The sequence below is a fragment of the Rhizobium chutanense genome (assembly GCF_002531935.1).
Classification (GTDB): domain Bacteria; phylum Pseudomonadota; class Alphaproteobacteria; order Rhizobiales; family Rhizobiaceae; genus Rhizobium; species Rhizobium chutanense.
Genome location: NZ_NWSV01000004.1, coordinates 273,828 through 298,188 on the forward strand (window position 1 = coordinate 273,828; position 24,361 = coordinate 298,188).

At 62.2% G+C, this 24,361-nt stretch carries 24 protein-coding genes; 14 read left to right on the forward strand and 10 right to left on the reverse strand.

Going from position 1 to position 24,361, the window contains the following annotated elements:
• Positions 1 to 3: 3 nt before the first annotated feature.
• The 4 genes from cyoC (at position 4) to CO666_RS08650 (ending at position 3,130) form a co-directional block, all read left to right on the forward strand.
• On the forward strand, positions 4 to 624 hold the full coding sequence (gene cyoC, locus CO666_RS08635; RefSeq protein ID WP_097611820.1) for a cytochrome o ubiquinol oxidase subunit III: 621 nt from the start codon (positions 4 to 6) through the stop codon (positions 622 to 624).
• Positions 621 to 1,022 (forward strand): cytochrome o ubiquinol oxidase subunit IV, encoded by a 402-nt coding sequence (cyoD, locus tag CO666_RS08640; protein ID WP_097611644.1) that lies wholly within the window; start codon positions 621 to 623, stop codon positions 1,020 to 1,022. Before cyoC ends, cyoD begins: the two co-directional genes overlap by 4 nt.
• A 61-nt stretch (positions 1,023 to 1,083) precedes the next feature.
• Complete coding sequence (locus CO666_RS08645; protein ID WP_097611645.1) at positions 1,084 to 1,845, forward strand: SURF1 family protein; 762 nt, start codon at positions 1,084 to 1,086, stop codon at positions 1,843 to 1,845.
• 112 nt (positions 1,846 to 1,957) lie between these two features.
• A complete protein-coding gene (locus CO666_RS08650) occupies positions 1,958 to 3,130 on the forward strand; it encodes an acyltransferase family protein (protein ID WP_097611646.1) in 1,173 nt (390 codons plus the stop codon).
• Positions 3,131 to 3,170: 40 nt separating this feature from the next.
• Here the strand turns inward: CO666_RS08650 and CO666_RS08655 are convergent, their stop codons facing one another.
• The 3 genes from CO666_RS08655 to CO666_RS08665 form a co-directional block, all read right to left on the reverse strand.
• Positions 3,171 to 5,099: a hybrid sensor histidine kinase/response regulator gene (locus tag CO666_RS08655; protein WP_097611647.1), complete on the reverse strand. Its 1,929-nt coding sequence runs from the start codon at positions 5,097 to 5,099 to the stop codon at positions 3,171 to 3,173.
• 69 nt (positions 5,100 to 5,168) lie between these two features.
• The gene (locus CO666_RS08660; RefSeq protein WP_097611648.1) at positions 5,169 to 6,575 is read right to left on the reverse strand and encodes an FAD/NAD(P)-binding protein; all 1,407 of its coding nucleotides are present in this window, start codon (positions 6,573 to 6,575) and stop codon (positions 5,169 to 5,171) included.
• Positions 6,576 to 6,938: 363 nt separating this feature from the next.
• Positions 6,939 to 7,850, reverse strand: a complete 912-nt coding sequence (locus tag CO666_RS08665; RefSeq protein ID WP_097611649.1) for a LysR family transcriptional regulator — start codon at positions 7,848 to 7,850, stop codon at positions 6,939 to 6,941.
• Between the two features lie 154 nt (positions 7,851 to 8,004).
• Here CO666_RS08665 and CO666_RS08670 point away from each other — a divergent pair, with 154 nt between their 5' ends.
• From CO666_RS08670 to CO666_RS08680, 3 genes are all read left to right on the forward strand, one after another.
• Complete coding sequence (locus tag CO666_RS08670; RefSeq protein ID WP_097611650.1) at positions 8,005 to 8,685, forward strand: type 1 glutamine amidotransferase domain-containing protein; 681 nt, start codon at positions 8,005 to 8,007, stop codon at positions 8,683 to 8,685.
• A 198-nt stretch (positions 8,686 to 8,883) separates the two neighbouring features.
• Positions 8,884 to 10,845: an ABC transporter ATP-binding protein gene (locus CO666_RS08675; RefSeq protein ID WP_179869640.1), complete on the forward strand. Its 1,962-nt coding sequence runs from the start codon at positions 8,884 to 8,886 to the stop codon at positions 10,843 to 10,845.
• Positions 10,846 to 10,862: 17 nt separating this feature from the next.
• Positions 10,863 to 12,770, forward strand: a complete 1,908-nt coding sequence (locus tag CO666_RS08680) for an ABC transporter ATP-binding protein (RefSeq protein WP_097611651.1) — start codon at positions 10,863 to 10,865, stop codon at positions 12,768 to 12,770.
• 137 nt (positions 12,771 to 12,907) lie between these two features.
• On the opposite strand, the gene CO666_RS08685 is transcribed toward CO666_RS08680, so the two are convergent.
• Together CO666_RS08685 and CO666_RS08690 are read right to left on the reverse strand one after the other, a co-directional pair.
• A complete protein-coding gene (locus CO666_RS08685; protein WP_097611652.1) occupies positions 12,908 to 14,173 on the reverse strand; it encodes an RNA polymerase sigma factor in 1,266 nt (421 codons plus the stop codon).
• Positions 14,174 to 14,204: 31 nt separating this feature from the next.
• On the reverse strand, positions 14,205 to 14,597 hold the full coding sequence (locus CO666_RS08690; RefSeq protein WP_097611653.1) for a YciI family protein: 393 nt from the start codon (positions 14,595 to 14,597) through the stop codon (positions 14,205 to 14,207).
• 361 nt (positions 14,598 to 14,958) lie between these two features.
• Between CO666_RS08690 and CO666_RS08695 the strand changes: the two genes are divergently transcribed.
• From CO666_RS08695 to CO666_RS08705, 3 genes are all read left to right on the forward strand, one after another.
• Positions 14,959 to 15,243 (forward strand): hypothetical protein, encoded by a 285-nt coding sequence (locus CO666_RS08695; protein WP_097611654.1) that lies wholly within the window; start codon positions 14,959 to 14,961, stop codon positions 15,241 to 15,243.
• 111 nt (positions 15,244 to 15,354) lie between these two features.
• Positions 15,355 to 15,681: a hypothetical protein gene (locus tag CO666_RS08700; RefSeq protein ID WP_097611655.1), complete on the forward strand. Its 327-nt coding sequence runs from the start codon at positions 15,355 to 15,357 to the stop codon at positions 15,679 to 15,681.
• A 257-nt stretch (positions 15,682 to 15,938) separates the two neighbouring features.
• Entirely contained in the window at positions 15,939 to 16,238 is a 300-nt protein-coding gene (locus CO666_RS08705; RefSeq protein ID WP_097611656.1) for a hypothetical protein, read from the forward strand.
• 45 nt (positions 16,239 to 16,283) lie between these two features.
• Here the strand turns inward: CO666_RS08705 and CO666_RS34090 are convergent, their stop codons facing one another.
• Positions 16,284 to 16,451 (reverse strand): hypothetical protein, encoded by a 168-nt coding sequence (locus CO666_RS34090; protein WP_179869641.1) that lies wholly within the window; start codon positions 16,449 to 16,451, stop codon positions 16,284 to 16,286.
• A gap of 54 nt (positions 16,452 to 16,505) precedes the next feature.
• Here CO666_RS34090 and CO666_RS08710 point away from each other — a divergent pair, with 54 nt between their 5' ends.
• Together CO666_RS08710 and CO666_RS08715 are read left to right on the forward strand one after the other, a co-directional pair.
• Positions 16,506 to 17,546: a LacI family DNA-binding transcriptional regulator gene (locus tag CO666_RS08710; RefSeq protein ID WP_097611657.1), complete on the forward strand. Its 1,041-nt coding sequence runs from the start codon at positions 16,506 to 16,508 to the stop codon at positions 17,544 to 17,546.
• 81 nt (positions 17,547 to 17,627) lie between these two features.
• Positions 17,628 to 18,665 (forward strand): LacI family DNA-binding transcriptional regulator, encoded by a 1,038-nt coding sequence (locus CO666_RS08715; RefSeq protein ID WP_097611658.1) that lies wholly within the window; start codon positions 17,628 to 17,630, stop codon positions 18,663 to 18,665.
• 6 nt (positions 18,666 to 18,671) lie between these two features.
• Here CO666_RS08715 and CO666_RS08720 read toward each other — a convergent pair whose 3' ends face one another.
• On the reverse strand, positions 18,672 to 19,964 hold the full coding sequence (locus CO666_RS08720) for an MFS transporter (protein WP_097611659.1): 1,293 nt from the start codon (positions 19,962 to 19,964) through the stop codon (positions 18,672 to 18,674).
• 126 nt (positions 19,965 to 20,090) lie between these two features.
• A complete protein-coding gene (locus CO666_RS08725) occupies positions 20,091 to 21,290 on the reverse strand; it encodes a multidrug effflux MFS transporter (RefSeq protein WP_097611660.1) in 1,200 nt (399 codons plus the stop codon).
• A gap of 267 nt (positions 21,291 to 21,557) precedes the next feature.
• Between CO666_RS08725 and CO666_RS08730 the strand changes: the two genes are divergently transcribed.
• Entirely contained in the window at positions 21,558 to 22,298 is a 741-nt protein-coding gene (locus CO666_RS08730) for a TetR/AcrR family transcriptional regulator (RefSeq protein ID WP_097611661.1), read from the forward strand.
• A 14-nt stretch (positions 22,299 to 22,312) separates the two neighbouring features.
• On the opposite strand, the gene CO666_RS08735 is transcribed toward CO666_RS08730, so the two are convergent.
• Positions 22,313 to 22,753 carry a response regulator gene (locus CO666_RS08735; RefSeq protein WP_097611662.1) on the reverse strand — a complete coding sequence of 147 codons (441 nt, stop codon included), beginning with the start codon at positions 22,751 to 22,753 and terminating at the stop codon, positions 22,313 to 22,315.
• Between the two features lie 284 nt (positions 22,754 to 23,037).
• On the opposite strand from CO666_RS08735, the gene CO666_RS08740 reads away from it, so the two are divergent.
• Positions 23,038 to 23,577 carry a L,D-transpeptidase family protein gene (locus tag CO666_RS08740; protein ID WP_097611822.1) on the forward strand — a complete coding sequence of 180 codons (540 nt, stop codon included), beginning with the start codon at positions 23,038 to 23,040 and terminating at the stop codon, positions 23,575 to 23,577.
• Between the two features lie 5 nt (positions 23,578 to 23,582).
• Here CO666_RS08740 and msrA read toward each other — a convergent pair whose 3' ends face one another.
• The gene (msrA, locus tag CO666_RS08745) at positions 23,583 to 24,287 is read right to left on the reverse strand and encodes a peptide-methionine (S)-S-oxide reductase MsrA (RefSeq protein ID WP_097611663.1); all 705 of its coding nucleotides are present in this window, start codon (positions 24,285 to 24,287) and stop codon (positions 23,583 to 23,585) included.
• Between the last annotated feature and the right edge of the window lie 74 nt (positions 24,288 to 24,361).

The window sequence follows — 24,361 nt, forward strand, 5'->3', positions numbered from 1 at the left end:
ACCATGAGCGATCACACCATCGACACGGCCGAAAAGCCTGAATTCTACCTGACGGAAGATCATCATCCGGAGGGCAGCACCAATCTCGGCTTCTGGCTCTACCTGATGAGCGACTGCCTGATTTTCGCGGTGCTGTTTGCCACGCACGGCGTGCTCGGCCGCAATTATGCCGCCGGCCCGTCGCCGGCCGATCTCTTCGATCTGCCGATCGTTGCGCTGAACACCTCGATGCTGCTGTTCTCCTCGATCACCTACGGCTTTGCCATGCTGCAGATGGAGCGCAACGCCAAGGCGGAAACGCTGTTCTGGCTCGGCGTCACCGGCCTGTTCGGCGCAGCCTTCATCGGGCTCGAACTCTACGAGTTCATCCACCTGATCCATGAAGGCGCCGGGCCGACGCGCAGCGCCTTCCTGTCTTCCTTCTTCACGCTCGTCGGCACGCACGGCCTGCACGTCACCTTCGGCATCATCTGGCTGATCACGCTGATGGTGCAGGTGTCGATGCACGGGCTGATCGAGGCCAATCGCCGCCGTCTGATGTGCCTGTCGATGTTCTGGCACTTCCTCGACGTCGTCTGGATCGGCGTCTTTTCCTTCGTCTATCTGCTCGGAGTTCTCGGATGAGTTCGCAAGCACCCGCCCATGAGGATGCCCACGAGGCGCATCACGGCCACAGCCACGGTCATCAGGCCGGCCACGGCACGTTCAAGAGCTATATGGCGGGCTTCGTGCTCTCCGTCATTCTCACCGCCATTCCCTTCTGGCTGGTCATGTCGGGCGTGATCGCCAGCCCGGCACTGACGGCGGTGCTGGTGATGGGCCTCGGCGCCATCCAGATCGTCGTCCACATGATCTTCTTCCTGCACATGAACACCAGGAGCGAGGGCGGCTGGACGATCATGGCGCTGATCTTCACCCTCATCATCGTCGCCATCGCGCTCTCCGGCTCGCTCTGGGTCATGCATCATCTCAACACGAACATGATGCCGATGAACCCCGAGATGATGAAGAACATGCCGTGACCCCTTGGCACGGGCGGCGGCAGCGCCGCCCGCAGCGGTTCAGGCCCGATATAGTTTGGATATGAGCGAGGCTTCCTCGGAACAATCGGAGACACGGCATTCCCGGGCGAAACGCGCGGTCTTCGCCGTCTGCCTGGCGTTGCTTGCCGCGGCTCTTGCCGCCCTCGGCACCTGGCAGGTCGAGCGCCTGGCCTGGAAACGCGACCTCATCGCCCGCGTCGACCAGCGCGTGGATGCGCCACCCGTGCCAGCCCCGACCACGCCCGCCGACTGGAGCAAGGTCAATACCACAGACGACGAATATCGGCGGGTGACCGCAGCGGGGATGCTGGCGAACGACAAGGAAACGCTGGTCTATGCCTCCACGATTCTCGGCCCGGGTTACTGGGTGATGACGCCGCTGATGCTTGCCGACGGCACATCGATCCTCGTCAATCGCGGCTTCGTTCCCACCGACAGGCGCGATCCCACCTCACGCCGCGAGGGCCAGCCATCAGATCCAGTGGAAATCACCGGTCTGATGCGGATGACCGAGCCGAAGGGATCGCTGCTCAAATCCAACGACGTCACAGCCGACCGGTGGTATTCGCGCGACGTCGCGGCAATCGCGCAAAAACGCGGCCTAGGTGCCGTCGCCCCCTTTTTCATCGACGCCGATGCCGCACCCAATCCGGGCGGCCTGCCGGTCGGCGGCCTGACGATCATCCAATTCCCCAACAACCATCTCGTCTATGCGATCACCTGGTACGGGCTCTCGGCGATGGCGCTGGCACTGCTGGTTTTCATCCTGCGCGCCGAGATCGGCAGAAGCCGCCGGAAATAGTTCGGGCACGCCCTGTCGTTTGCACGGATACGAGCCCGAGCGCACCGCATTAATATCTCGTAAAGCGATGTCCGATACTGCTTGATTGAAGAGAATATTTAAAAAGCTGCACATGCGCCGGCCGGATTACATCCCCAGTCTCGATGGCCTGCGCGGCATTGCCGCGCTTCTGGTCGTTCAAGCCCATATCGGACTTGTCTTTCCCGGCACCGCCCAGCATTTCATGACGATGGGCAGCGAAGCCGTCGGCCTGTTCTTTGCTCTCAGCGGCTTTCTGATGGCCCATCTCTACGGTTCGCGGCCGGTGACCAAAGAAAACGTGCTGGATTTTCTGGTGAGCCGCTTTGCCCGCATCTATCCGGTCTATCTGGCTGCCGTCGCGCTCGTGGCGATCCTGTCCGGCATGCAAGATCTGAACTTCGTTCAGCCGATTGTCGGCGCCACGGACTTTGTGCGCCATGTCCTTCTTCTGGGCTCGAGCGGGGTTTTCTGGTCAATTCCGCCGGAAATCCAGTTCTATCTGCTCTTTCCGGTCCTATGGCTTTGCCTGGCCCGGCCGCACCGCCATAGCGGCCTGATCGTCGGCTTTGCCGTGGTCGTCGTTATCGACGGTCTGCTGGAATTGCCGGGGCCTGGCATAATGCTGGTTTCCAAGCTCCCCTACTTTCTTTTCGGCGCCCTTGCCGGGGCGCTGCATTCCCACTGGGACCGATGGGCACCATCTGCCCTCACAGGAATTTTCACCTTGTTCCTGCTGGCGGTGTTCTTCGCGTACCGGCATGTCGTGCCGAGTTTTTCCCCTGAATTCTGGGGCCTGCAAAGCGCGGTCGCGGCAGCCGTCATTGTCGCGCTCGTCGCGCGGCAACCGCCCATCGCAGCCTATGTGCTGGCAGCCGCCCCCATGAGGTTCTTGGGCACGATCAGCTTCTCGCTCTATCTTTTCCATGTCCCCATCATGGTCCTCGCACGCCGGACTTTCGATGGACTGATGCCCGAACCGGTGCTGATCGGGGCGGCGCTTGCCGTAGCGGCAGGCGGAGCATGGTTCATTCACGAGACGGTCGAAGTCCCGAGCCGCCGGCTGCTCGTCGGCCTGTGGCAGCAGCATCGCTGGCGCATAGCGCGCGAAAGGCCGGCTGAAGGCATTGAACGCGCGATCCTCGACCTCAAAGAGACCGAAAAACGCCTCCTGAGCGCCACACCGTCAGTCGCGGCGGATGAAGTCCGGGAGGAAGCCTCCCGTACCGGCATCCAGGACGATGGCGACGGGAAGCTTCGCGCCTAGATTCCGAAACGTGTGAGCGGTTTTCGGGATCACGCCTCTCTCAAGAAGCGATCCGGCTGATCGCCTCGGCGAGCTGCGCCTGCGAGAAGGGCTTGCCGAGACGGGGCAGGTTGGGGATCCCCGTTCCTTCGGGGAGCTCGGCGTAGCCGGTTGCGAGAATGATCGGCATTTCAGGCCATTCGTCGCGGATCGCCTTGGCCAGCTGCGCGCCGGTCATGCGCGGCATGGCATGATCTGAGATCACCAGATCGACCGGCTGCCGGCGCAGGATCTCGAGCGCCTCGGGACCGGCCATCGCCTCGAACACGGTGTGGCCGAGATCTTCCAGCATCAGCGTCGTATTCATCAGGACCAGGGCATCGTCATCGACGGCGACGATGCGCAGCCCGTGCGATGCATTGTCCGCCCGTTGCGGCAGATCCGCCGCGGCCGTGGCCACCCGCGCGGCAGTGACGACCGGGAACCACAATTCGGCCGTCGTGCCTTCGCCGAGGCTGCTCTTCAGCATCAGACGGCCGCCGGATTGGGAGGCAAGGCCCTGCACCATGGAAAGGCCGAGGCCGGTGCCCTTGCCGACACCCTTGGTGGTGAAGAACGGCGTGATGGCCTGCTCCATCGTCTTGGCGTCCATGCCCTCGCCTTCATCGATCACCGCGATCCTGATATAACGCCCGGGCGGCAGCGCACGCTTGCCCGGTGACACCGTTTCCTCGGAAGCGCGAAGCATGATCCGGCCGCCGGATGGCATGGCATCGCGGGCGTTGACGACGAGGTTCAGGATCGCCATCTCCAGTTGGTTCGGATCGGTCCGGATGGTCGGCAGCCTGACCGGGAAAGACGTCTCGATCACGGTGAGCGGTCCGAGCGACCGGCTCAGCATATCCATCATGCCTCGGACCAGGCCGGAGACGTCGATTGGTTCCATGTGCAGTTCCTGCCGGCGGGAAAAGGCCAGCATGCGCTGCGTCAGCGCGGCACCCCGCTGGGCGCCCTGCACGGCATTGTCGACAAGCGATGTCAGCGACAGATCCTGCGGCATGCGTTTCTTCAGGATTTCGAGACTGCCGAGCACGGCCATCAGCAGATTGTTGAAATCATGGGCGATCCCACCGGTCAATTGACCGATCGCCTCCATCTTCTGCGACTGGAAGAGTTCTTCGCGCGCCTGCTCCAGGGCGCGCTGGGTCTCCATCTTTTCGGTGATATCGCGGGTGATCTTGGCAAAACCGAGTACATCGCCTTCCTCATCGCGAATGACATCGATGACGATGCTGGCCCAGAAGCGGCTGCCGTCCTTGCGGACCCGCCAGCCTTCCCGCTCGAACCGGCCTTCGGCACGCGCGACGCCGAGCGCCGTCTCCGGCACGCCGGCGGCGCGATCCTCGGGCGTATAGAAGGTCGAGAAATGACGGCCGATGATTTCATCGGGCCGGTAGCCCTTGATCCGCTCGGCGCCGAAGTTCCAGCTGCTGACATTGCCGTCGGGATCGAGCATGTAGATGGCATAATCCGAGACGCCCTGGACCAGCCGGCGGAACTGCTCCTCGCTCTGGCGGATCGCCTTTTCCGCAGCTCTGCGTTCGGTCAGGTCACGGGTGATCTTGGCATAGCCGATGAGCTCGCCGGAGGGACGCCGGATGGGATCGATGATCACATGCGCCCAGAAGCGGCTGCCGTCCTTGCGCTGGCGCCAGCCCTCCCCCTCGAAGCGACCATGCTCCTTGGCGGTCGCCAGCGTGCGCTCCGGAATTCCCGCGGCGCGATCCTCCTCCAGATAGAAGCGGGAAAAATGCTCGCCGAGAATTTCGGAAGGCCGGTAACCTTTGAGACGCTGAGCACCGGTATTCCAGCTGGTGACGATGCCTTCGGGGCTCAGCATATAGATGGCATAGTCGGTGATGGCATCGACCAGGAGGCGAAAGCGTCCCTCTTCCTCGAAAGACGTATCATGTCGATTCAGCGCTTCCATCGGCCCCTCAGTGTCACCAGCGCTTTATAACGCCGCGGCAGGCGGATGGTTCCAATTAACCTCGAATTTTCAGACTGCCTTGACCTGCGGGTAGAAGCGCTCGCCGACCCGTTCGGCAGCCGCATAGGCCTGCGAGACGATCTCCGGCACCAGATCGATGTCGGGCAGGCTGCCGAGGCCGAGCGGGCCGACGGCAAAAAGCCCGTCGACCGTTGAACCGTCCTCGAGGAAGGGCTCGCCGCGCGCATTGACGGCGAGCCCCAGCGACAGCTCGTCCGGCATGGCAAGGCCGGCGGAAAGCAGGCTCTGCATCAGCGGCGCGGAAAGATCGGGCGCCTGACAGCGGCAGTCGATGATGCGCTCGGCATGGATCACCTCCTCGGCGGCGGAACCGGCGGGCGTGAAGAACAGGCCGCTCAGGCCCCGGCGGCCGGCCCGGCCGCGGCGCAGCACCGTGCGGCCTTCGGCAAGCTCGCGTTTCAGGCGCAGATGCATGGCCTCCGGCAGGCGATTGCGATGGCTGTCGTAGATGGCCCGCAGATGCCGATTGAACTGGTGCTTGTCGCCGGCCGGCAGCGAACGCCAAAGCGAGCGGGCATGTCTGCGCAGGCCGTTCATCACCGATTGCCAGCTTCGCCCCTGCTCTTCCGCCTCGCGACAGGCCTGGCGGATGAAGCGCACGATGTCGGGCAGGCTTTCAGGCAGCGCTTCGGCCGGGAAGACCGGGTCGGCGGAATTCGGCGTATGGCTCTGGGGCAGGAAACCGCGCCGGGAAATGATCGTCACCTGGCCGGCATAGCCGGAATCGCGCAGCTGCAGCAACTGGTCGACGACCCGGATGCCGCTGCCGAGCAGCACCGCATGCGGCCGCGCGACGAGGCGCTGGGCCCGGACGGGAGAAGCCTCCCGCTCGCCGGCATCCTGATCGCCAAGGCCGTAGCCGGTGGCCAGGATGACCGTGTCGAACAGCGGATTGGCGGGATTGGCGCTTTCAAGCAGGAAGCGGTGGCCATGGCTGCGGCGGATCGCCACCACCGGATCGTTGCAGACCTGCACGGTGATATCCCGGCGGGCGGCGAGCGCTTCGGAAAAGCGCTGATAGACATAATCGCTGAAGATCTCCTTCGGCACGAAGATCTGCCGGAAACCGGGAATGGCGGCCGGCACGGCGGCGCGGAAGGCGGCGTTGCTGCAGAGCCAGTCGTTGAAATCGTCATTGTCGCCGAGCGAAACCGAGAGATCGCGCACGCGGGTGTTGAGGATCGTCGAGGCGCGGACCGAGGCCAGCGCCTGCCCGCCGCTGACCGACGAATTCGGATCGAACAGTTGCAGGTGGAAGGGCGCCCGCACCGTCTTCATCAGCGCGATGGCCGTCATCATCCCGGAAAAGCCGCGCCCGACGATCGCGACGCGCGGCACGGCGGATATCTGCGCCGCCGCGTTGGCGCGCGCCGAAAAAAGTCCCTGAACCGTCATCGCAACTCCTCTGCGGCTCGGCCGCACCATGTGCAAATAGGTTCAACGCATAAAAGCGGGCCATGCGTTGATGAGGTTCATGCGGCCATTCACAAACATCTGCCGCAAGATCGGGGTCCGAACCGGTCGCCCCGCATGGGAACTAGGGGAGCGATCACGCTCGTCCATAGTCTATTAAACTAGTCGTGTATGAAAGCGCTAAAAACCGCAGGTGGCAAGGGCTTTGTTGTCGCGGCAGCGTAAACTATTGGAGCAAAACACATTTTTCGGCCGTTTCCGCCACATGGCGACGGTTGGATCGGGACTTCACAGACGGCAAAGTGCCCACTTAGCCTATACGAACACGAGTATGAACAATCGATTTCAAGTCTCTTTTGCGGTCATTTCTCTTGCCAGTTCGCCGATCATCGAACGCAACCACCTGTGGGCCGGGTCGTGACGGTAGCGTACGTGCCAAGCCATCTGCACCGGAAAAGTACCGAGATCGACGGGCGGCGGTAGTATCTTCAGGCGCGGATCCCGTTCAAGAGACCGACAGATCAGGCGCGGCAGCGTTGCGCAGTAATCGGTTGCAACGAGCATCTCGGGCACGGCAAGGAAGTGCGTAACGGACACGGCAACCTCTCGCTTGAGATTTTGCTGTCCCAATGCCTGGAAGAGGCCCGCGCGCAGCCGGCCCGGCGGGAGCACGTTCACGTGCTTGAGGTTCTCAAACTGTTCCCGGGATATATGGTCTCTAATCTCGGGATGATCGGCGCGCACCACGCAGGCAAGCCCATCGTCCATAAGATGCTGGACGACAAGGTTATCAGGCGGATCGACGATCCGGCCAAGCACCATGGCGGTTGTCCCGGAAATAACGCCGGTCTCGGCGAGATCATTGCCGAATGGCGTCATGCGAAGCCTGATGCCCGGCGCCAACTCTCGCACTCTTGCTGCCAGTGCCGGCATCAACACAAGTTCCGCGTAGCTGTTGGGGGCAAGCGTGAACAGGCGCTCGGCCTGTGCCAGCTGAAATTCCTGCCGGTTCGAAACCAGATCGTCGAGCTGCGCCAGCGCTGCTTCGATCGTTGGGGCGATCGCTTCCGCCAATTCCGTCGGTTTTATCCCGTACCTTTCCCGGATGAACAGCGGATCATGCAGGGTTTCGCGCAGGCGGTTCAGCGAATTGGACAGCGCCGGCTGGGTGATGCCCAGCCGCACTGCGGCCCGCGTCACGCTCCGTTCTTCCATCAGGGCCAGGAAAACCGGAAGCAGGTTCAGATCATATTTCATTTAGATATAATCTCATCTGAATATCTAAAATCAAAGAAGTAAATTTCCGAAATATGTCGACAGATGCCATTGTGACGACATCGAAACGCCGCAACGGCTGATCGAGCTCCAATCCACCGGCCGCCACGCGCGCCATCTGACGGAAGGATCCACAATGAAAGTCCTCATCGTACTCACCTCGCACGACACGCTCGGAGACACCCGCAGAAAGACCGGTTTCTGGCTCGAAGAGCTGGCGGCACCCTACTATGTCTTCAAGGATGCCGGCGCCGAGATCACTCTCGCCTCGCCGAAGGGCGGCCAGCCGCCTCTCGACCCGAAGAGCGACGAACCTATGTTCCAGACCGACCTGACGCGGCGTTTTACCGCCGACGAGGCGGCCAAGGCGCAGCTTGCGGAGACTGTGCGCCTGGACAGCATCGACCAGAAGGATTTCGATACCGTCTTCTACCCCGGCGGCCACGGCCCGTTGTGGGATCTGGCCGCAGATCGGAATTCGATCGGGCTGATCGAATCCTTCGTCAGGGCCGGCAAGCCGATCGCCCTCGTCTGCCATGCGCCGGGCGTCCTGCGCCACGTCACGAACCCCGACGGCACCCCCCTCGTCCAGGGACGCTCCCTCACCGGCTTCACCAATTCCGAGGAAGAGGCCGTGGGGCTCACAAAGGTTGTGCCGTTCCTCGTCGAGGACGAACTGATCGGTCTCGGCGCGCTCTTCTCCAAGGTCCAGGATTGGGGCGTGCATACAGTGGTCGACGGCCAGCTCATCACGGGTCAGAATCCGGCTTCGTCCAGCGAAGCGGCCGAAGCACTCATCGCTGTTCTCGCGCGCTGAATATCGTGAGCTGCCGACGGCCAGTACGGCGGCAGATCGCTTTCAGAAACCGGGGTTTATGATGTCCACCATGGGCCCGGTCCTGTTGCTGTCGGACGCGCGACAGATGATCGAGAGGTCCATCGCCGCCGCCGAAGCGGCATGCGGGGGCATGCAAGGGGCGCTCACGTAAAAATAACCAGTTGGTGAATTCTTTACTTGAACCCCCAAATGGAATCGGCAAAAGTGACGGTGCAATCAATCCCTTCATGGATTTGCCGTCTTTTCGGGCCAGCGTCCGATCACACATCATTTGGAAAAAATACCGTGAGCAGCGATGCGTTAAGACGCGCGACGAAGCCTTCGGCTTCGATGGCGCTTGCAACTGCGGCAGGCTGGGGCCGAGGCCTCTACACCTTGGTGCGCATCACCATGATGGCCTTTCGCCACCCCTGGCAATCCGGCTTTGCGATCGGCGCCACGCTTGTCGCTTCCACCTTCCAGCTTATGATCCCCCGCCTTCTCGGCCAGGCAGTCGACCACACGCAGATGGCGATGAGCGGCGGCGCGGCGGGCCAGGCGGCCCAGGACGCGCTTCTGACCACGGCGCTGCTGCTGCTTGGCGCGGCCGTGCTGCGCGGTCTCTTCACCATGGTGCAGAACTATTACAGCGAAGCCGTCGGCCATCACATCGGCTATGAATTGCGGCTGGCCTGCTACGAGAAGATCCAGCGGCTGTCCTTCAGCTTTCACGACACGGTGCATTCCGGCGACCTGATCACCATCGGCCTGCTCGATCTCGAAGGCGTGCGCATGTATTTTTCCACGGCGCTCGTCCGGATGATCCTGTTGTCGATCCTGATCGGCATCGGCGCCTATATGCTGCTGTCGACCGATGTCGTGCTGGGCCTGCTGGCGCTCTCCTTCGTGCCCTTCGTCGGCTGGCGCTCCTCGGTGACGCAGCTCCGGCTGCGCGCCACCTGGCTCGACCTGCAGGAGCGGCTGTCGGTGCTCACCCGCATCATGGAGGAAAATCTCGGCGGCATCCGCGTCGTGCGCGCCTTTGCCGCACAGGACCACGAAATGTCGAAATTCGAGGTGGCCTCGAAGAACGCATTGGCGCTCGCCCATCAGCGCGTCGGCATCCGCGTCGTCAATACCAGCGCCATGACATTTTCCTTCTTCGCGGCCATGGGCCTCGTGCTCTGGGTCGGCGGCGGCAAGGTGATGTCGGGCGAGATCACCGTCGGCACGCTCGCCTCGTTCCTCACCTTCATGACCATTTTGCAGATGCCGGTGCGCCAGCTCGGCCTGATGGTCAATGCCTTTGCCCGCGCCTCGACCTGCGGCTCGCGTCTCTTCAATCTTCTCGACCTCGACATATCGATCAAGGATGCGCCGGATGCACGGGAACTGAACCTCACAGGCGGCGTGCTGCGCTTCGAAAATGTCAGCTTCGCCTATCCGGGTTCGGAAAAACGCACCGTGCTCCACGATGTCTCCTTCGAAGCCAGGCGTGGCCAGACGATCGGCATCGTCGGGCCGCCCGGCAGCGGCAAGTCGACGATCGCCCATCTCATTCCCCGCTTCTACGACGTCAGCGGTGGCAGGATCACGCTCGACGGCCAGGATATTCGCAAGGCGACGCTGCAATCGCTGCGCCGGGCGGTTGCCATCGTGCAGCAGGATTCCTTCCTGTTCACGACGACGATCGAAAACAACATCGCCTATGGCGATCCATGGGCGAAGGAAGGCCGCATCGAACGCGCCAGTGAAAGCGCCCAGCTGCACAATTACGTGCTCGGCCTGCCCACGGGCTACGGCACCGTCGTCGGCGAGCGCGGCGTGTCGCTGTCCGGCGGCCAGCGGCAGCGTCTTTCGATCGCCCGCGCCCTGATGCTGAAGCCGGCGGTGATGGTATTCGACGATTCGACGGCGGCGATCGACGCCGCCACCGAGCAGCGCATCCGCAGCGCCATGCGCCGCTACGCCGCCGACCGCGTGACGATCATCGTCGCCCATCGCCTGAGTTCGCTGATGCATGCCGACCAGATCCTGTTCGTCGAAGACGGCAGGATCGTCGAACGCGGCACGCATGCGGCGCTGCTGTCGCTCGGCGGCCGTTACAAGGCGCTCTACGACCTGCAGGTGCGGCCGGGCGATGAAGTGTTGAGCGCTTAAGCCGCAGGAGGAATGGCATGGCCGAGGAACTGGAAACCGAGCGTCCCGACGTTCGCGAGGATGGACGCCGCCCGCCGCGGGCGGTGGTCGGTTCGCATCGCGTCGAGGAGGAAATGTTCGGCAAGGCCTTCGACGGCAATATCATCAAGCGCATCTGGGCCTTCGTTCATCCCTATCGCCGTCAGGTCGCCTGGGCGGTCGTTGCCGTCCTGACCTTCACGATGATGCAATTGCTGATCCCGCTGATCATCCGCTATGCCATCGACCATGGCATGTCGCCGGGCGGCAATCGGTCGGCGCTGCTCTGGGCGATCGCCGCCTTTACCATCGCCATATCCATCAATTATGCGGCAAGCTACGCCCAGGAGACGCTGGTCGGCGGCGTGGCGGAAGACGTGCTCTTCGATATCCGCAGGGCGATGTTTTCGCATCTGCAGCGCGTCTCGCTCTCCTTCATGGACAAGACCGAAGTGGGACGGCTGATGTCGCGCCTGCAGGGCGACGTCAACTCGATGCAGGAATTCCTCGAAACTTCGGTGCTGTCGGTCGGCGACATCGTGCTGCTCTTCGGCATCGTTTTCGTGATGCTCTATCTCGATTTCAAGCTGGGGCTGCTGACGCTTTCGGTACTGCCGGTGCTCTTCGTCGTCAGGCTGTTCTGGCTGCCGCTCGCCCGCAAGTCCTTCATGGCGGCGCATGAGACCAATTCGGTCGCCAACGGCGCACTCGCCGAAGCCATCCACGGCGTGCGCGCCGTCCAGAGCATGGACCGTCAGGGCGTCAACTTCACGCTCTACGACGACAAGGCGCGGGCCAATCTGCTGACGCATCTGACGGCGGCGCGTTATGCCCAGGTGATGGTGCCGATCGTCGACAGCCTGACCGGCGTCGCAATGGCACTCGTCATCGTCGTCGGCGGCGCCCGCGTTCTCAACCAGGCGCTCGACGTCGGCGTGCTCGTCGCCTTCCTGTTCTACATCCAGCGCTTCTTCGACCCGATCCGTTCGCTGACCCTGCAATATTCGGTGATGCAGCGCGCCATGGCGTCCGGCCAGCGGCTGACCGAAGTGCTCGACGTGCCCGTCGACATCAAGGATGCGCCGGATGCCAAGGTCCTGTCGCGCGACATGGACGGCTCGGTCGAATTCAAGGACGTCGTCTTCGGCTACAATCCGAAGCATCCGGTGCTGAAACATGTGAGCTTCAAGGTCAATCCCGGCGAGACGGTGGCGCTTGTGGGTCCGACGGGGTCGGGCAAATCGAGCTGCATGTCGCTCATCCACCGTTTCTACGACGTGCAGCAGGGCCAGGTGCTGGTCGGCGGCCACGATGTGCGCGCCCTGACGCAGGATTCGCTCGGGGCCGAGATCGCCATGGTGCTGCAGGAACCCTTCCTGTTCACCGGCACCGTCTTCGAAAACATCCGCTATCACAAGCTGGCCGCGACACGCGAGGAGGTGATCGAGGCGGCGAAGGCGGTCGGCGCCCATGATTTCGTCATGCGCCTGGCCGATGGTTACGACAGCGTTCTCGGCGAGCGTGGCGGCAACCTTTCGCTCGGCCAGCGCCAGCTTCTGAGCTTTGCCCGCGCCCTTGTCGCCGACGCGAAGATCCTGGTGCTCGACGAGGCGACCGCCAATATCGACAGCTATACCGAGATGCTGATCCAGAAGGCGCTGGTGAAACTGCTCGAAAACCGCACCGGCCTCGTCATTGCCCACCGCCTGGCGACGATCCGCGAGGCGGACCGCATCATTGTGCTGCAGAACGGCGAAATCATCGAAAGCGGCAACCACCGGCAATTGATGAAGAACGGCAAGCTCTATTCCAGGCTCTATAACCTCAACTACGCCTCCTTCGACGATATTCCCGAAGATGTGTTGGACGCCACCGGCTATGACCTAAAACATACCGGTATGACCTGAACCAGGCCGTCTTCAGTTTGGCGGCATCGATCCCAACCCCCTCCTGTGATGAGGAGCGGTTCGGCCTGTCCGAGCAACCCTGGGATGACCAATGTAGGGCGAGCCACCTCAGCCACGAAGGCGGAGATAGGTTAAGATCAACCCTTTGCTGCGGCTTCACCGGCACGGCGCATGAGGAAATCGTGCTCCCTTCTATTTTCGGCAAGGCCGGCCGCCATTTGAAAGGCTCGCTGCGCTTCGTCGAATCGGCCAAGCTTATAAAGAAGATCGCCGCGAACGCTCGGCAGAAGATGATAGTCCTTCAATGCCGGCTCGTCGCGCAGGCTTTCAACGATGTCCAGTGCCGCCTCGGGGCCTTCGACCATGCCGATGGCCACCGCTCGATTGAGTTCGACGATCGGCGAAGGCAGAATCCGGGCAAGCTCCGTATAGAGACCGGCGATCCGCCCCCAATCGGTTTCATCGGCGCTCATCGCTTTTGCGTGACATGCGATGATCGCGGCCTGCAGGGCATAGATCCCGCCGGCGCCGTCAAGCTCCTCGGCCCGCGTCAGCGCCTTCAACCCGCGCTGAATCTGTAACCGATCCCAGCGGCCGCGATTTTGTTCGAGAAGCAGAATCGGATCGCCGGCAGCATCCGTCCGCGCCGCAGCACGGGAGGCGTTCAGTTCCATCAAAGCCAGCAACGCATGCGCCTCCGGCTCCAGCGGCGCCACGGACGTCAAGACCCGGCCCAGCCGCAGCGCCTCATTGCACAATTGCAACCGAAACCAGTTGTCGCCGCGGGCGGCCGTATAACCCTCGTTGAAGATCAGGTAGATGACCTCCAGCACCGAGCCGAGACGTTGCGACAGTTGCTCGCCATGCGGCGTCTCATAGGCCAGCCCCGAATCCGACAATGTCTTCTTGGCGCGGAGGATGCGTTGGGCGATGGTTGCTTCCGCCACCAGGTATGCCCTGGCGATTTCTTGTGTTGTCAGGCCGCAGATCATCCGCAAGGCCAGAGCTACGCGCGCCTCGCGCGAGATCAGCGGATGGCATGCCGTAAATATCAGGCGCAGCATTTCATCGCCGATATCATCATCCAGAGGGGTGTCTAGATCGGGCATGATCCGCTCTTCCTCCTCCATCTCCCGAACGATCATCTGGTGCTTATGATCGAGCATCCGGCGACGACGCAGATGATCGAACGCTCGACGCTTGGCAGTTGTCATGAGCCATGCGCCGGGCCGTTCGGGGATTCCCGTCTTCGGCCATCGTTCCAGGGCTACAGTGAGCGCTTCCTGCGTCAGATCCTCGGCAAGCGGCACGTCGCGCAGCAATCGTGCCAGGCTGGTGATAAGCCGCGGCTGTTCGATCCGCCAGACGGCCAGGATCGTTTGATGGGTGCCGGCGGCCGTCACGGCCGCCCGCCCGGATTATGGGTCGAAAGGATCATGCCCTTGCTTCGGCGAGCGGGTCGCAGATCCCCTCCGCACCCGCTTCAAAATAGGCGCGCACTTCACACGTGCCCTCCCAACCGGGCATGAAATCCTTGTGCAACTGCATGAACTCGACCGCCAGCGCCACGGCCTCCTCTTTGCTCTGCAGCTCGAAGATTGCATAACCGCCGACGACCTCCTTGGCCTCGACGAAAGGGCCATCGATAACGCTCAACTTGCCGTCCCGGATCGTGACACGGGCACCGGTCGCCAGCGGCATCAGCCCTGCCGTGTCCAGCATGCGGCCGGCCTTGATTTCCCGATCGGCAAGCTTGCCTATCGCCTCAATGAGCTCGGGCGTCGGATGCATCGAATCGGTGGACGTGACGATGGACATGAACCGCATGGGAATTTTCCTCCAGGAGCGAGACGCCGGCACCATTGCCGCTAAACAAGCCCGCTCATATTGACAACGAAGCAGCCGTTCGCAAATCGACAATAATCTCGAGAAAATTTGGATCGGAGCAGAGCGCCAGCAGATCCTGCTGGCCCGCCGTTTCGCAATAGTCGTCGGCACAACAACGCAGCGACGAATAGTCGTTGAAGGCCCTGCTTACCCTGAACGGTGGCCTCGCAGGATGAAGGAGTCGGCGCTGAGCTATGTTCAAGCGGCCGCATTCACCTTTTGATGGTGGGGCCGATCCCTTTTGCCGGATGTGCGCATCGGGGATTCTGTATCAATCTCGCCATACGACCGGAGGGGCGAAATGGCGAGCAATTATCGTTTGGAAGCGAGGGATACCACTTGGGCCATCATCGACATAGCAACCGATGCGCCGGCCCGACTGGATGGCATACCACTCGTAACAATGGAGGCTGCGGAAGCCCGACACATGCTTCGTATACTTTATGGCATCGATCGGATCCGAACCAATTCGAAGTGGTGGGCGAAGCTCGCCAAAAAGCGGGCAAAGATGGTAGCCCCCTCGGACGATGTGCAGGCGGTGGAGTTCGAGCCGCTGCGGCCGTTTGCTTCAAGCAGTTGGACTTGAGACAACGAATCCCATCCACACGGATAGGAATGTCGAGATAAGCCTTTTTGATCAATATTCGCCGTGCACTAACGCGGTTACAATCTTCGTTTGAGAAGAAGGGAGTGAACGATGAAAGCGATCACGGTTTCTGGCCTCATTCTGCTGGCCTTCGCATCTGCGGCCTATGCCGCAACCATGACGGCGGAGCAGATGAAAAGTGAGTTGGTAGGCCACCCAATTCACTGGAAGTCAAAGACTCAATCGGGCGTCACGACTTACAAACCAGACGGAACGATTGAAGCGACGGTCGACGGGGACAAGGCCACCTACAAGGGCACATGGAGCATCAAAGGCAACAAGATGTGCGAGAAGTTCGATAAGGAAAAATGTGCAACGATCAATGCGCTTGGAGGTAAGAAATACTCCAAGGGGGCCGGAACGTTCACGGTGGAATAGCGATGCGCTACCTCCGTTCCCAAACCGGCACAACATCTTTCCATGCACCCTTAGCCCTGCGAACTGCGGGGCTTTTTAATCACCGTCGGGAAGTAGCCTGTGCGGCCCACTCCACTCAAAACCCGACTGGACCTATGACCCTGATATGGCGTTCAGCGATGACATGCGTTAATGCATGTCGCAAAGTTTGAACGAACAAACGACTTGCTGCCGCATTTCTCTTTTATCCGGGGCGAGTGCCATGTCAGGAGAACGTCATGAAGAGAGTCATTAGCAGCCTGTTGATCGCCACGGCCCTTGTCGGAGCGGCCATCCAGCCTGCTGCCGCACGCGACCACCACCATCACAATAACACCGGCCGCATCATCGCCGGCGGCGTTGCCGCAGGTGTCGTCGGCGGCCTGATCGGCGGCGCTCTCGCCAATGGCGGCCCGCGCTACGTCGATGAAGGCCCGCGTTATGTCGAACCGGCACCGAGATGCTGGTACGAGGACCGCGACGTGCGCAACCGTTATGACGGCGGTTATCACACCGAGACGGTACGGGTCTGCGAATAGCCCCCGAATTGTTGCGGCGGCATTGGTTTTAACACCGCCGGTTTGTCATCCGCCGAGGTTGCCTCCCGCAGCCTCGGTGTTTTTTTGTTCAATATGTAGCCGGTTCCATTCAAAACCCCTTCCCACAAGGGCAGGGGTTGGGGAGGGGTCTTTTTTGGGCGCCAGGCGGCCGGTCACGCCGACGAACAGCACCACCGCCGCCAAAATTTTCATCCACCCCCGCCGCCTGTCATCCGGCTGTCAGAGACGCGCAATAGCTGAGAGCCGATGAATGACGGTCCCGTGAACGGCGGCAGGATGCCGAAAAAAGAGCGCATGCGTTTCGTCAGCGCCGAGCAGGTGGCGCAGCTGGCGGGCGTTTCGCGTTCCGCCGTGTCGCGCACCTTCACGCCGGGCGCAAGCGTGGCGCCGGCGACGCGCGAAAAGGTGCTGCGCGCCGCTGAAGAGCTCGGCTATCACGTCAACGATCTCGCGCGCGGCGTGCTTGCCAATCAGAGCCGCCTTGTCGGCATCGTTGCGACCCGGCCGGAAGTCGGCTTTCGCGCCCATCTGGCGGCGGCGCTCGCCAAATCGCTGATCCGGCGCGGCAGCATCCCGATCCTGGTCAACACCGGCCAGACGGAAGAGGAACTGCTTGCCGCCCAGAAGATGCTGATCGGCCACCGGGCCGAGGCGATCATCATTCTGTCCGGCTCGCCGCCGGGAAGTTTCCTCGAACTCGCGCAGCGAAACGGCCAGCCGCTCGTCGTCATCGGCCGTTCGGAGCCCGACGCCGACCATGTGCGCGCCGGCAATTCCGAAGCCTCGCGCAGCGCGGCGGCGGCCTTTTACGAAAGCGGCAGGCGGCGGCTGGCGGTGATCGGCTCCAACTCGAAAACGCCTGCGATCATCGAACGCGAAAGCGCCTTCCTGTCGGCGGCCGAATCGCTCGGCGCATCCGTCATGGTCGCACGCGGCGACGATTCCGATTATCAGGGCGGCGCCGCCGCCGGCCGCGCGCTCTTCTCGGGAAAAATAATGCCCGACGCCGTCTTCTGCGCCAACGACCTGATCGCCTTCGGGCTGATGGATGTCGCGCGCCAGGAAGCAGGGCTGCGCATTCCCGAAGATGTCGCCATCATCGGCTTCGACGACGTGCCGGAATCCGCCTGGCTGAGCTACCAGCTCACCACCTTCCGCCAGAACCCACTGACCATGGCGCAACGCGCCGTCGCGCTGATGGAGCGACGGCTCGAAAACCCGGACGCGCCGCCGGCTTCCGAACGCGTCATTCCGGAACTCGTTATCCGCCAGAGCTTCAGGCCATAATCCCTCCCCCGACTTTTCGCAGGCGCCATCCTGTGGCAAGAAAGGACGAATGCGATCCGATCGGGAGGAAAATCGTCGGAGATGAAGGGAATTCGCCAGCTCGCCGAGCATCTGGACATTTCGATCGGGACCGTGTCCCGGGCGCTGAACGGCAAGCCTGACGTTAATGAAGACACGCGCCGGCGGGTGCTTGCCGCCGCCGAAGAGCTCGGTTACGTCGCCAACCAATCGGGCCGCAGCCTTCGCCAGGGCATGACCAACGTCATCGGGCTGATGCTCGAGGTCAGCCGCGAGACGGTCGAAAACAGCGACGACTTCTTCCTCGGCGTCACCGACGGGCTGCAGAGCGTCTTTTCCCGCCACAAGCTCGACCTGGTCATGCTGCCCTGCCCCGACGACGAGGATCCGCACGAATATCTGAAGCGCATGGTGGCGCGCCGCCTCGTCGACGCGATGATCATCTCGGCGACGCGGCGCACCGACCGGCGCATCGAGCTTCTGGAAAAGGCCCGCATCCCCTTCGTGGCGCTCGGCCGCAGTGCGTCCGGCGGCAGCTACACCTGGATGGATCTCGATTTCGAAGGCGTGGCGGCGCGCGGCGTCGACAGGCTGGTCGCCAAAGGCCACCGGCGGATCGCGGTGGCCGCCCCCTCCTCCGACATCAATCTCGGCTACGTCTTCCTCGACAGTTACCGCCAGGCGCTGAAACGCCACGGCATTGCCTTCGATCCGGCGCTCGTCATCCGCGTCAAATCGAGCGAACAGGGCGGTTATCAGGCCGGCCACGAACTGCTGATGATCGAAGACCGGCCGACAGCGATCATTCTGATCCACGAGCTGATGGCGATCGGGCTGTACCGGCGGTTGGCCGAGGCCGGCATCGTGCCCGGCCGCGACCTTGCCGTCGTCGGTTTCCGCGAGGAGCCCCGCACCGCATTCCTGCAGCCGACGCTGACCTCCTTCCGCATGTCGCTGCGCGATCTCGGTGCCCAGCTCGGCGAAACCCTGCTCGCCACCATGCCGGCCTATGCCGAGCACTATCCGCAGGGCGCCCGCAACCGCATCTGGCCGCTGGAACTCATTCCCGGTGAAAGCGACGCGTTCACGCTGACGGTCTGACGCGTTTCAGACGCGGCTCGGCGCCGCCGGAGGCTCCCGGCTCGCCAGCTGCCGCGTGACGAAGAAGACCAGCAGGGCGCCGGCCGCAAGGCAGGCGGCCAGGAAGAACATCGGCGCGATCGTGCTGCCGCTCTCATCCTTAATCCAGGGCACGACGTTCTGGGCGACGAAGCCGCCGAGATTTCCGACCGAATTGATGGCGGCAAGGCCGGCTGCCGCCCCCGCCCCTTTCAGGAAGCGCGAGGGCAGGCTCCAGAATACCGGCTGGGGCGCGAAGATGCCGGCGGCGGCCACGCAGAGGAAGGCGAATTGCAGCGTATGGTTCGGGATCAGCGCCGAGAGCAGCAGGCAGGCCGCGCCGATGAAGGCGGGGATGACGATATAGGGCGTTTTCGATTGCGCCTTGTCGGCCATGGCAGGCACGACATAGAGGGCGACGGCCACCAGAAGCCAGGGAATGATGTTGAGAAAACCGTTCACCGTATTGCTGACGCCGAAGGCCTTGACGATGGTCGGCAGCCAATAGCTCAGCCCATAGGCCGACAGCGGAAAGGCGATATAGCAGAGCGCCATCAGCAGCACGCGCGGGTCGATCAGCGCCTTGAAACCGTTTCCGGCATTTTCGCCCATGCCGGCATTTTCCGAGGCGAGCCGGCGTTCGAGCCAGGACTTCTCCTCGCCGCTCAGAAAGCTTGCATTTTCCGGCCGGCCGGGAAGATAGAAGAAGGTGACGATGCCGGCGAGAACAGCCGGGATACCGGTCGCCAGGAACACCCATTCCCAGCCGGCAAAACCGTAGAGACCGTCGAGATCGAGCAGCAGGCCGCCGAGCGGCGCACCGACGGCATTGGCGATGGCGCTGAAGATCATGAACAGCCCGACCATCCGGCCGCGATAGGCCGCGGGAAACCAGAGCGTCAGCAGATAGAGCACGCCCGGAAAGAAGCCGGCTTCGCAGACACCGAGCAGGAAGCGCAGAATATAGAACATCGTGGCGTTCTGCGTGAAGGCGAGCGCGACGGTGACGAGGCCCCAGGAAACCAGGATGCGCGCGAACCAGACGCGGGCGCCGAGCCTGTCGAGGAAGAGGTTGCTCGGCACCTCGAAGAGAAAATAGCCGATGAAGAACAGCGAAGCGCCGAGGCCGTAGGCATATTCGCTCATCCCGAGGGCATCGACCATCTGCAGCTTGGCGAAGCTGACATTCTGCCGGTCGATATAGGCGATGAGGTAGAGAATGCCGAGAAACGGCATCAGCTTCCAGGTGATTTTCGAGATCAGCCGCTTCTCGTCGACCATGCGTATCCTCCGGACTGTCAATGCTTCGTCAGGGATAGATAGCGCCGTCGGGCGATAATCAATTGCGCGTTGCATTTTCTCGGGAGTCGCGGCCGCACCCGAGTGCCGGGCGCGGCCTGTGCTCAGTCATTCGGCGGCGGCAACGGCGGCGCGGCGGCCGATCGTTGCCTGGGTCAGCACGAAGGCTGCGAACGCGCAGAGCGCGATGCCGCCGGCCATCGGCACCGCGGTGCCGTCGAAGAACAGGCTCGATATCACCATGGCGACGGCGGCGATGACGAAATGCAGCGTGCCCATCAGCGACGAGGCGGTGCCGGCGATGGCGCCATGATCCTCGAGCGCCAGCACCGCGCTCGTCGGGATGACGAGGCCGAGGAAGCCGTAGCCGAGGAAGAGCAAGCCAGCCATGACCGGCAGCTGGTTGAAGCCGGAAGCCATCACCACCGCCATGACCACCATGGCAAGGGCGAAGGCGCTGACGGCAATGCGCATGACGCGCACCAGGCCGAAACGCTCGCCGAGCCAGCCGGTCGCCTGCGACACCGCGAAGAAGGAGACGGCATTGATCGAAAAGGCGAAACTATATTGCGTCGGCGTCAGCCCGTAATGCTGGATCAGCACGAAGGGCGAGTTGGCGAGATAGACGAGGAAGCTCGAAATGCCGAGGCCGCCGATGAAGGTCAGCGTCAGGAAATTGCGGTCGGCCAGCAGCAGCCGGTAGGCGGCCATGGCGCTGGCGAGGCCGCTGCCGCCCCGCTCCGTGGCCGGGCGGGTTTCCTCGAGCTGGGTGGAAAGCAGAACGAGACCGATTGCGGCAGCGATGGTCACGGCCCAGAAGACGCCGCGCCAGCCATAAAATTCGATGACGGCGCTGCCGGTCAGCGGCGCCAGGATCGGCGAGATCGAGAAGACCAGCATCAGGAGCGACATCAGGCGCGCGGCCTGCACGCCGGTATGCATGTCGCGGACGATGGCGCGGGGGATGACCATGCCGGCAGCGCCGCCGATGCCCTGGACGAACCGGAAGGCGATCAGCGTTTCGATATCGGTCGAAAGCGCGCAGCCGATCGAAGCGCCGGCGAAAAGGCCGATGCCGAGATAGAGCGGCAGCTTGCGCCCCCACATATCCGACAGCGGGCCGTAGACCAGCTGGGCGAGCGCAAAGGAGACGAAGAAGGCGAGAAGGGTCAGCTGGGTGACGCTGTTATCCGCATGCAGGTCCTGGCCGATGGACGGCAGCGCAGGCAGATACATATCGATGGCGAAAGGCCCGATGGCCGAGAGAAGGCCGAGAATGAGGGCAATGCGAAAGAAGGAAGCCGTCATAAGGGTGATCTTTCATAAAAGCGCAGCGGAGGGATCGTCGCTCCGCCGCATTGCTCTTGAAGCGCCGTGCGTCCTCTCGAACGCACAGGGGACGCTCTAACTCTTTGGATCGACGCATCGGGCTTTCGAAATCGATTCCGATTTCGGGCCGATGTGCGAGGGTTCAATGATGATCGTTCGCGCGAAGACGAAGTTGGGAGCTCATATCTCCAGCGGCGGAACCAGGCGTGTCAATAATTTTGGACACAGTTGTAAAATTAGACTCCATTGTCTAAATCGTCAAGACGCCTTATCCTCGCTCGCATGAAAGATCGCATGACACCGGCCGTCAGGATGGCGGGACATAGCCAGCGCGGCCAATGCGCCAAGCGCCTGTCGATCCTCGATGCCGCCGCCGACGTCTTCTGCCGCCAGGGTTTTGCCGGCGCCAGCATCGACGAGATCGCTGCCGTTGCCTGCGTCTCCCGCCAGACGATCTACAATCACTACCGCGAAAAAGAGACGCTGTTCGTCGCCGTCGTCGAAGACGTGATGAACCGCGCCAACGCCATGCTCTTTTCGGTGCTGTCGGGTTTTCCCGAAAACGCCGACAATCTGGAGGATGATCTGACGGGTTTTGCCGTGCGCCTCAACAAGAACTGCATCTGCAATCACGACGGCAAATTCCTGCGCAAGCTGGTGCAGACCGAAGGCGAACGCTATCCGCATCTCTTCGAAAGCTGGCGTCGGCAGGGGCCGGGCAAGCTGACCACCGCCCTTTCCGCCCTCCTCGCCCGGCTTGCCCACGGCCGAGCGCTCGTGATCGACGATTTCGACGTCGCCGCCCGCCAGTTCGTGGCGCTCTGCAATGCCGACCTGCAGATGATGACGCTTTTCGGCGAAACTCCCAGCGATGAACAGCTGGAAAAAGCGGCGCGCAATGCCGTGCGGACCTTTCTCAAGGCCTATGGCGCGCCGCCGGCCGATAAGGCCGGCCCCAGGGCGCATCTTGCCGCCCTGCCCGGCTGATCAGGCCTTTCCGATCAGGCAAACACCGTCATCTGTGCCGGCACGACCGCGAACATGCCGACCCGGCGCGCGGCAAGATATTTCACCAGTTGTTCGACCAGCGTCGGCATGACCGGCTTCTGCACCACGCCGACCGCGCCCCTGACGCCGTCGGCGACCATTTCCGGATTGCCGGTCATGAAGACCACCGCAATGCCGTGTTCTTCCGCCAGCCGCCGGCCGATCTCGGGCCCGGTCGGACCGTCGGCGAGATTGACGTCGACGAAGGCGATATCGGCAAGCGGCGCCAGCCGCAGTGCCTGCTCGCAATCATTGGCAAGGCCGGCGACTTGCATGCCCATGCCTTCGACCGTCGCCCCGAGATCGAGCGCGATCAGGAATTCATCTTCGACGATCAATACTCTCTGCTTCATCAGATCATCTCGTTGCCAGCGCCGCACGACATTGGTGGCCATGATACGTCCCCTTGGTTCACGCACATACTTCGAAAGAGGGATCCGCTTCGGCAGACTATCCCTGCACGAAACTCGTGAGCCGTAACGGTCAACTCGACCATATGTTCCGGGGTGGAACGCGATTTCGTACATTTAAGATATTGTTAACGTTGATAAATTCTTAAAGTGACCGATATGCAGCAAAAAAGAGGCGCCAAATTGCGCTCAATCTGAACGCGCATCTTCTGGCTGAGGGCGCGAGAAGGCGGTATAATCCTTCCGTCCGTTTGAAGACTGGATTGATATTGAGAAAAAAATTTATCGTTTTGGCCGCCGTGATCGTCGGCCTGTTCGCTTACACCAAAATGATGGCCAGGATCGGCTCGGGCTCGCCGCCTCCGCAGGCGCCGCTCGCGCAACAGGCCGACCTCATCCGCGTTTATAAATCCGAACGCCGCATGGTCCTTCTCAAAGGGGACGTTCCGATCTCGACATACCGGATTTCCCTTGGGCAGGCGGCCGATGCCGGTCCCAAACAACGGGAAGGTGACGAAAAAACACCGGAAGGGCGTTATGAAATCGACTGGCGAAATCCCAAGTCGATGGCGCATCTCAGCTTGCACATTTCCTATCCGAACCTGGAGGATCGGCATAACGCCGAATCCAACGGCTTTGCGCCCGGCGGCTCTATCATGATCCACGGGCTTCCCAATGGCTGGGGCCTGTTCGGGGAAAGCCATCGGCTGTGGGATTGGACGGATGGCTGTATTGCCGTCACCAACGCCGAGATGCGCGACATCTGGGCCAGCGTCCCCGACCATACCCCCATCGACATCATGCCCTGAAGCCGTTAGCCCTTGGCCTTCCTGACGAGGACCGGCTGGCTGCGGTAGTCGGCTGGAAATAGCGATTTCAGGTTCTCGATCTTCGGCAGGTCGTTGTAGACGATATAGGGATAGGTCGGATTGAGCGTCAGAAAATCCTGATGATAGGCTTCTGCCGGATAGAAGCCGGTGGTGTCGGACACCTTGGTGACGATCGGTTGGGCGAAGACATGCGCCTTGTCGAGCTGGTCGATATAGCGCTCGGCCACCTTGCGCTGCTCTGGCCCGGCGACGAACAGCGCCGAGCGGTACTGCGTTCCCCGATCCGGACCCTGGAAATTCAGCTGCGTCGGATTGTGCGCCACCGAGAAGAAAATCTGCAGCAACTTGCCGTAGCTCACCTCTTTCGGATCGAATGTCACCTCGACGGATTCGGCATGACCGGTCGCGCCGGAGCTGACGGTTTCGTATTGTGCGGTTGCCGCCTTCCCGCCGGCATAACCGGAGACGGCGCGCTTGACGCCCTTGACGTGCTGGAAGACGCCCTGGACGCCCCAGAAGCAGCCGCCGGCGAAAATGGCGGTCTCGGTCCCTGCCCCGGCGGCCTCGTCGACGGCAGGCGGCGGGATGACGACGGCGTCTTCAGCCGCGCCTGCGGCACTCGCACCGATTGAAAGAAGAGTGGCGGCAAGGAGCGCCGTTAGGCTCCTGCGGCGGGACGACGTGAACATGGCGCTACCTCCGGCGATCGGAGAAATCCTTGCTCATGTCAGTCGAAGCCGCAAATCACAAGGCGATCACTCAC

Bases quoted from the DNA above. Each gene is read 5' to 3' on its own strand.
- CO666_RS08690 (WP_097611653.1), bottom strand. From the start codon at position 14,597: ATGCGGTTCATGTCCATCGTCACGTCCACCGATTCGATGCATCCGACG.
- CO666_RS08705 (WP_097611656.1), top strand. From the start codon at position 15,939: ATGAAGAGAGTCATTAGCAGCCTGTTGATCGCCACGGCCCTTGTCGGA.
- CO666_RS08665 (WP_097611649.1), bottom strand. From the start codon at position 7,850: ATGAAATATGATCTGAACCTGCTTCCGGTTTTCCTGGCCCTGATGGAA.
- CO666_RS08695 (WP_097611654.1), top strand. From the start codon at position 14,959: ATGGCGAGCAATTATCGTTTGGAAGCGAGGGATACCACTTGGGCCATC.
- CO666_RS08700 (WP_097611655.1), top strand. From the start codon at position 15,355: ATGAAAGCGATCACGGTTTCTGGCCTCATTCTGCTGGCCTTCGCATCT.
- CO666_RS34090 (WP_179869641.1), bottom strand. From the start codon at position 16,451: ATGAAAATTTTGGCGGCGGTGGTGCTGTTCGTCGGCGTGACCGGCCGC.
- CO666_RS08735 (WP_097611662.1), bottom strand. From the start codon at position 22,753: ATGGCCACCAATGTCGTGCGGCGCTGGCAACGAGATGATCTGATGAAG.
- msrA (WP_097611663.1), bottom strand. From the start codon at position 24,287: ATGTTCACGTCGTCCCGCCGCAGGAGCCTAACGGCGCTCCTTGCCGCC.
- CO666_RS08715 (WP_097611658.1), top strand. From the start codon at position 17,628: ATGAAGGGAATTCGCCAGCTCGCCGAGCATCTGGACATTTCGATCGGG.
- cyoD (WP_097611644.1), top strand. From the start codon at position 621: ATGAGTTCGCAAGCACCCGCCCATGAGGATGCCCACGAGGCGCATCAC.
- CO666_RS08655 (WP_097611647.1), bottom strand. From the start codon at position 5,099: ATGGAAGCGCTGAATCGACATGATACGTCTTTCGAGGAAGAGGGACGC.
- CO666_RS08650 (WP_097611646.1), top strand. From the start codon at position 1,958: ATGCGCCGGCCGGATTACATCCCCAGTCTCGATGGCCTGCGCGGCATT.
- CO666_RS08670 (WP_097611650.1), top strand. From the start codon at position 8,005: ATGAAAGTCCTCATCGTACTCACCTCGCACGACACGCTCGGAGACACC.
- CO666_RS08660 (WP_097611648.1), bottom strand. From the start codon at position 6,575: ATGACGGTTCAGGGACTTTTTTCGGCGCGCGCCAACGCGGCGGCGCAG.
- CO666_RS08725 (WP_097611660.1), bottom strand. From the start codon at position 21,290: ATGACGGCTTCCTTCTTTCGCATTGCCCTCATTCTCGGCCTTCTCTCG.
- CO666_RS08710 (WP_097611657.1), top strand. From the start codon at position 16,506: ATGAATGACGGTCCCGTGAACGGCGGCAGGATGCCGAAAAAAGAGCGC.
- CO666_RS08720 (WP_097611659.1), bottom strand. From the start codon at position 19,964: ATGGTCGACGAGAAGCGGCTGATCTCGAAAATCACCTGGAAGCTGATG.
- CO666_RS08680 (WP_097611651.1), top strand. From the start codon at position 10,863: ATGGCCGAGGAACTGGAAACCGAGCGTCCCGACGTTCGCGAGGATGGA.
- cyoC (WP_097611820.1), top strand. From the start codon at position 4: ATGAGCGATCACACCATCGACACGGCCGAAAAGCCTGAATTCTACCTG.
- CO666_RS08645 (WP_097611645.1), top strand. From the start codon at position 1,084: ATGAGCGAGGCTTCCTCGGAACAATCGGAGACACGGCATTCCCGGGCG.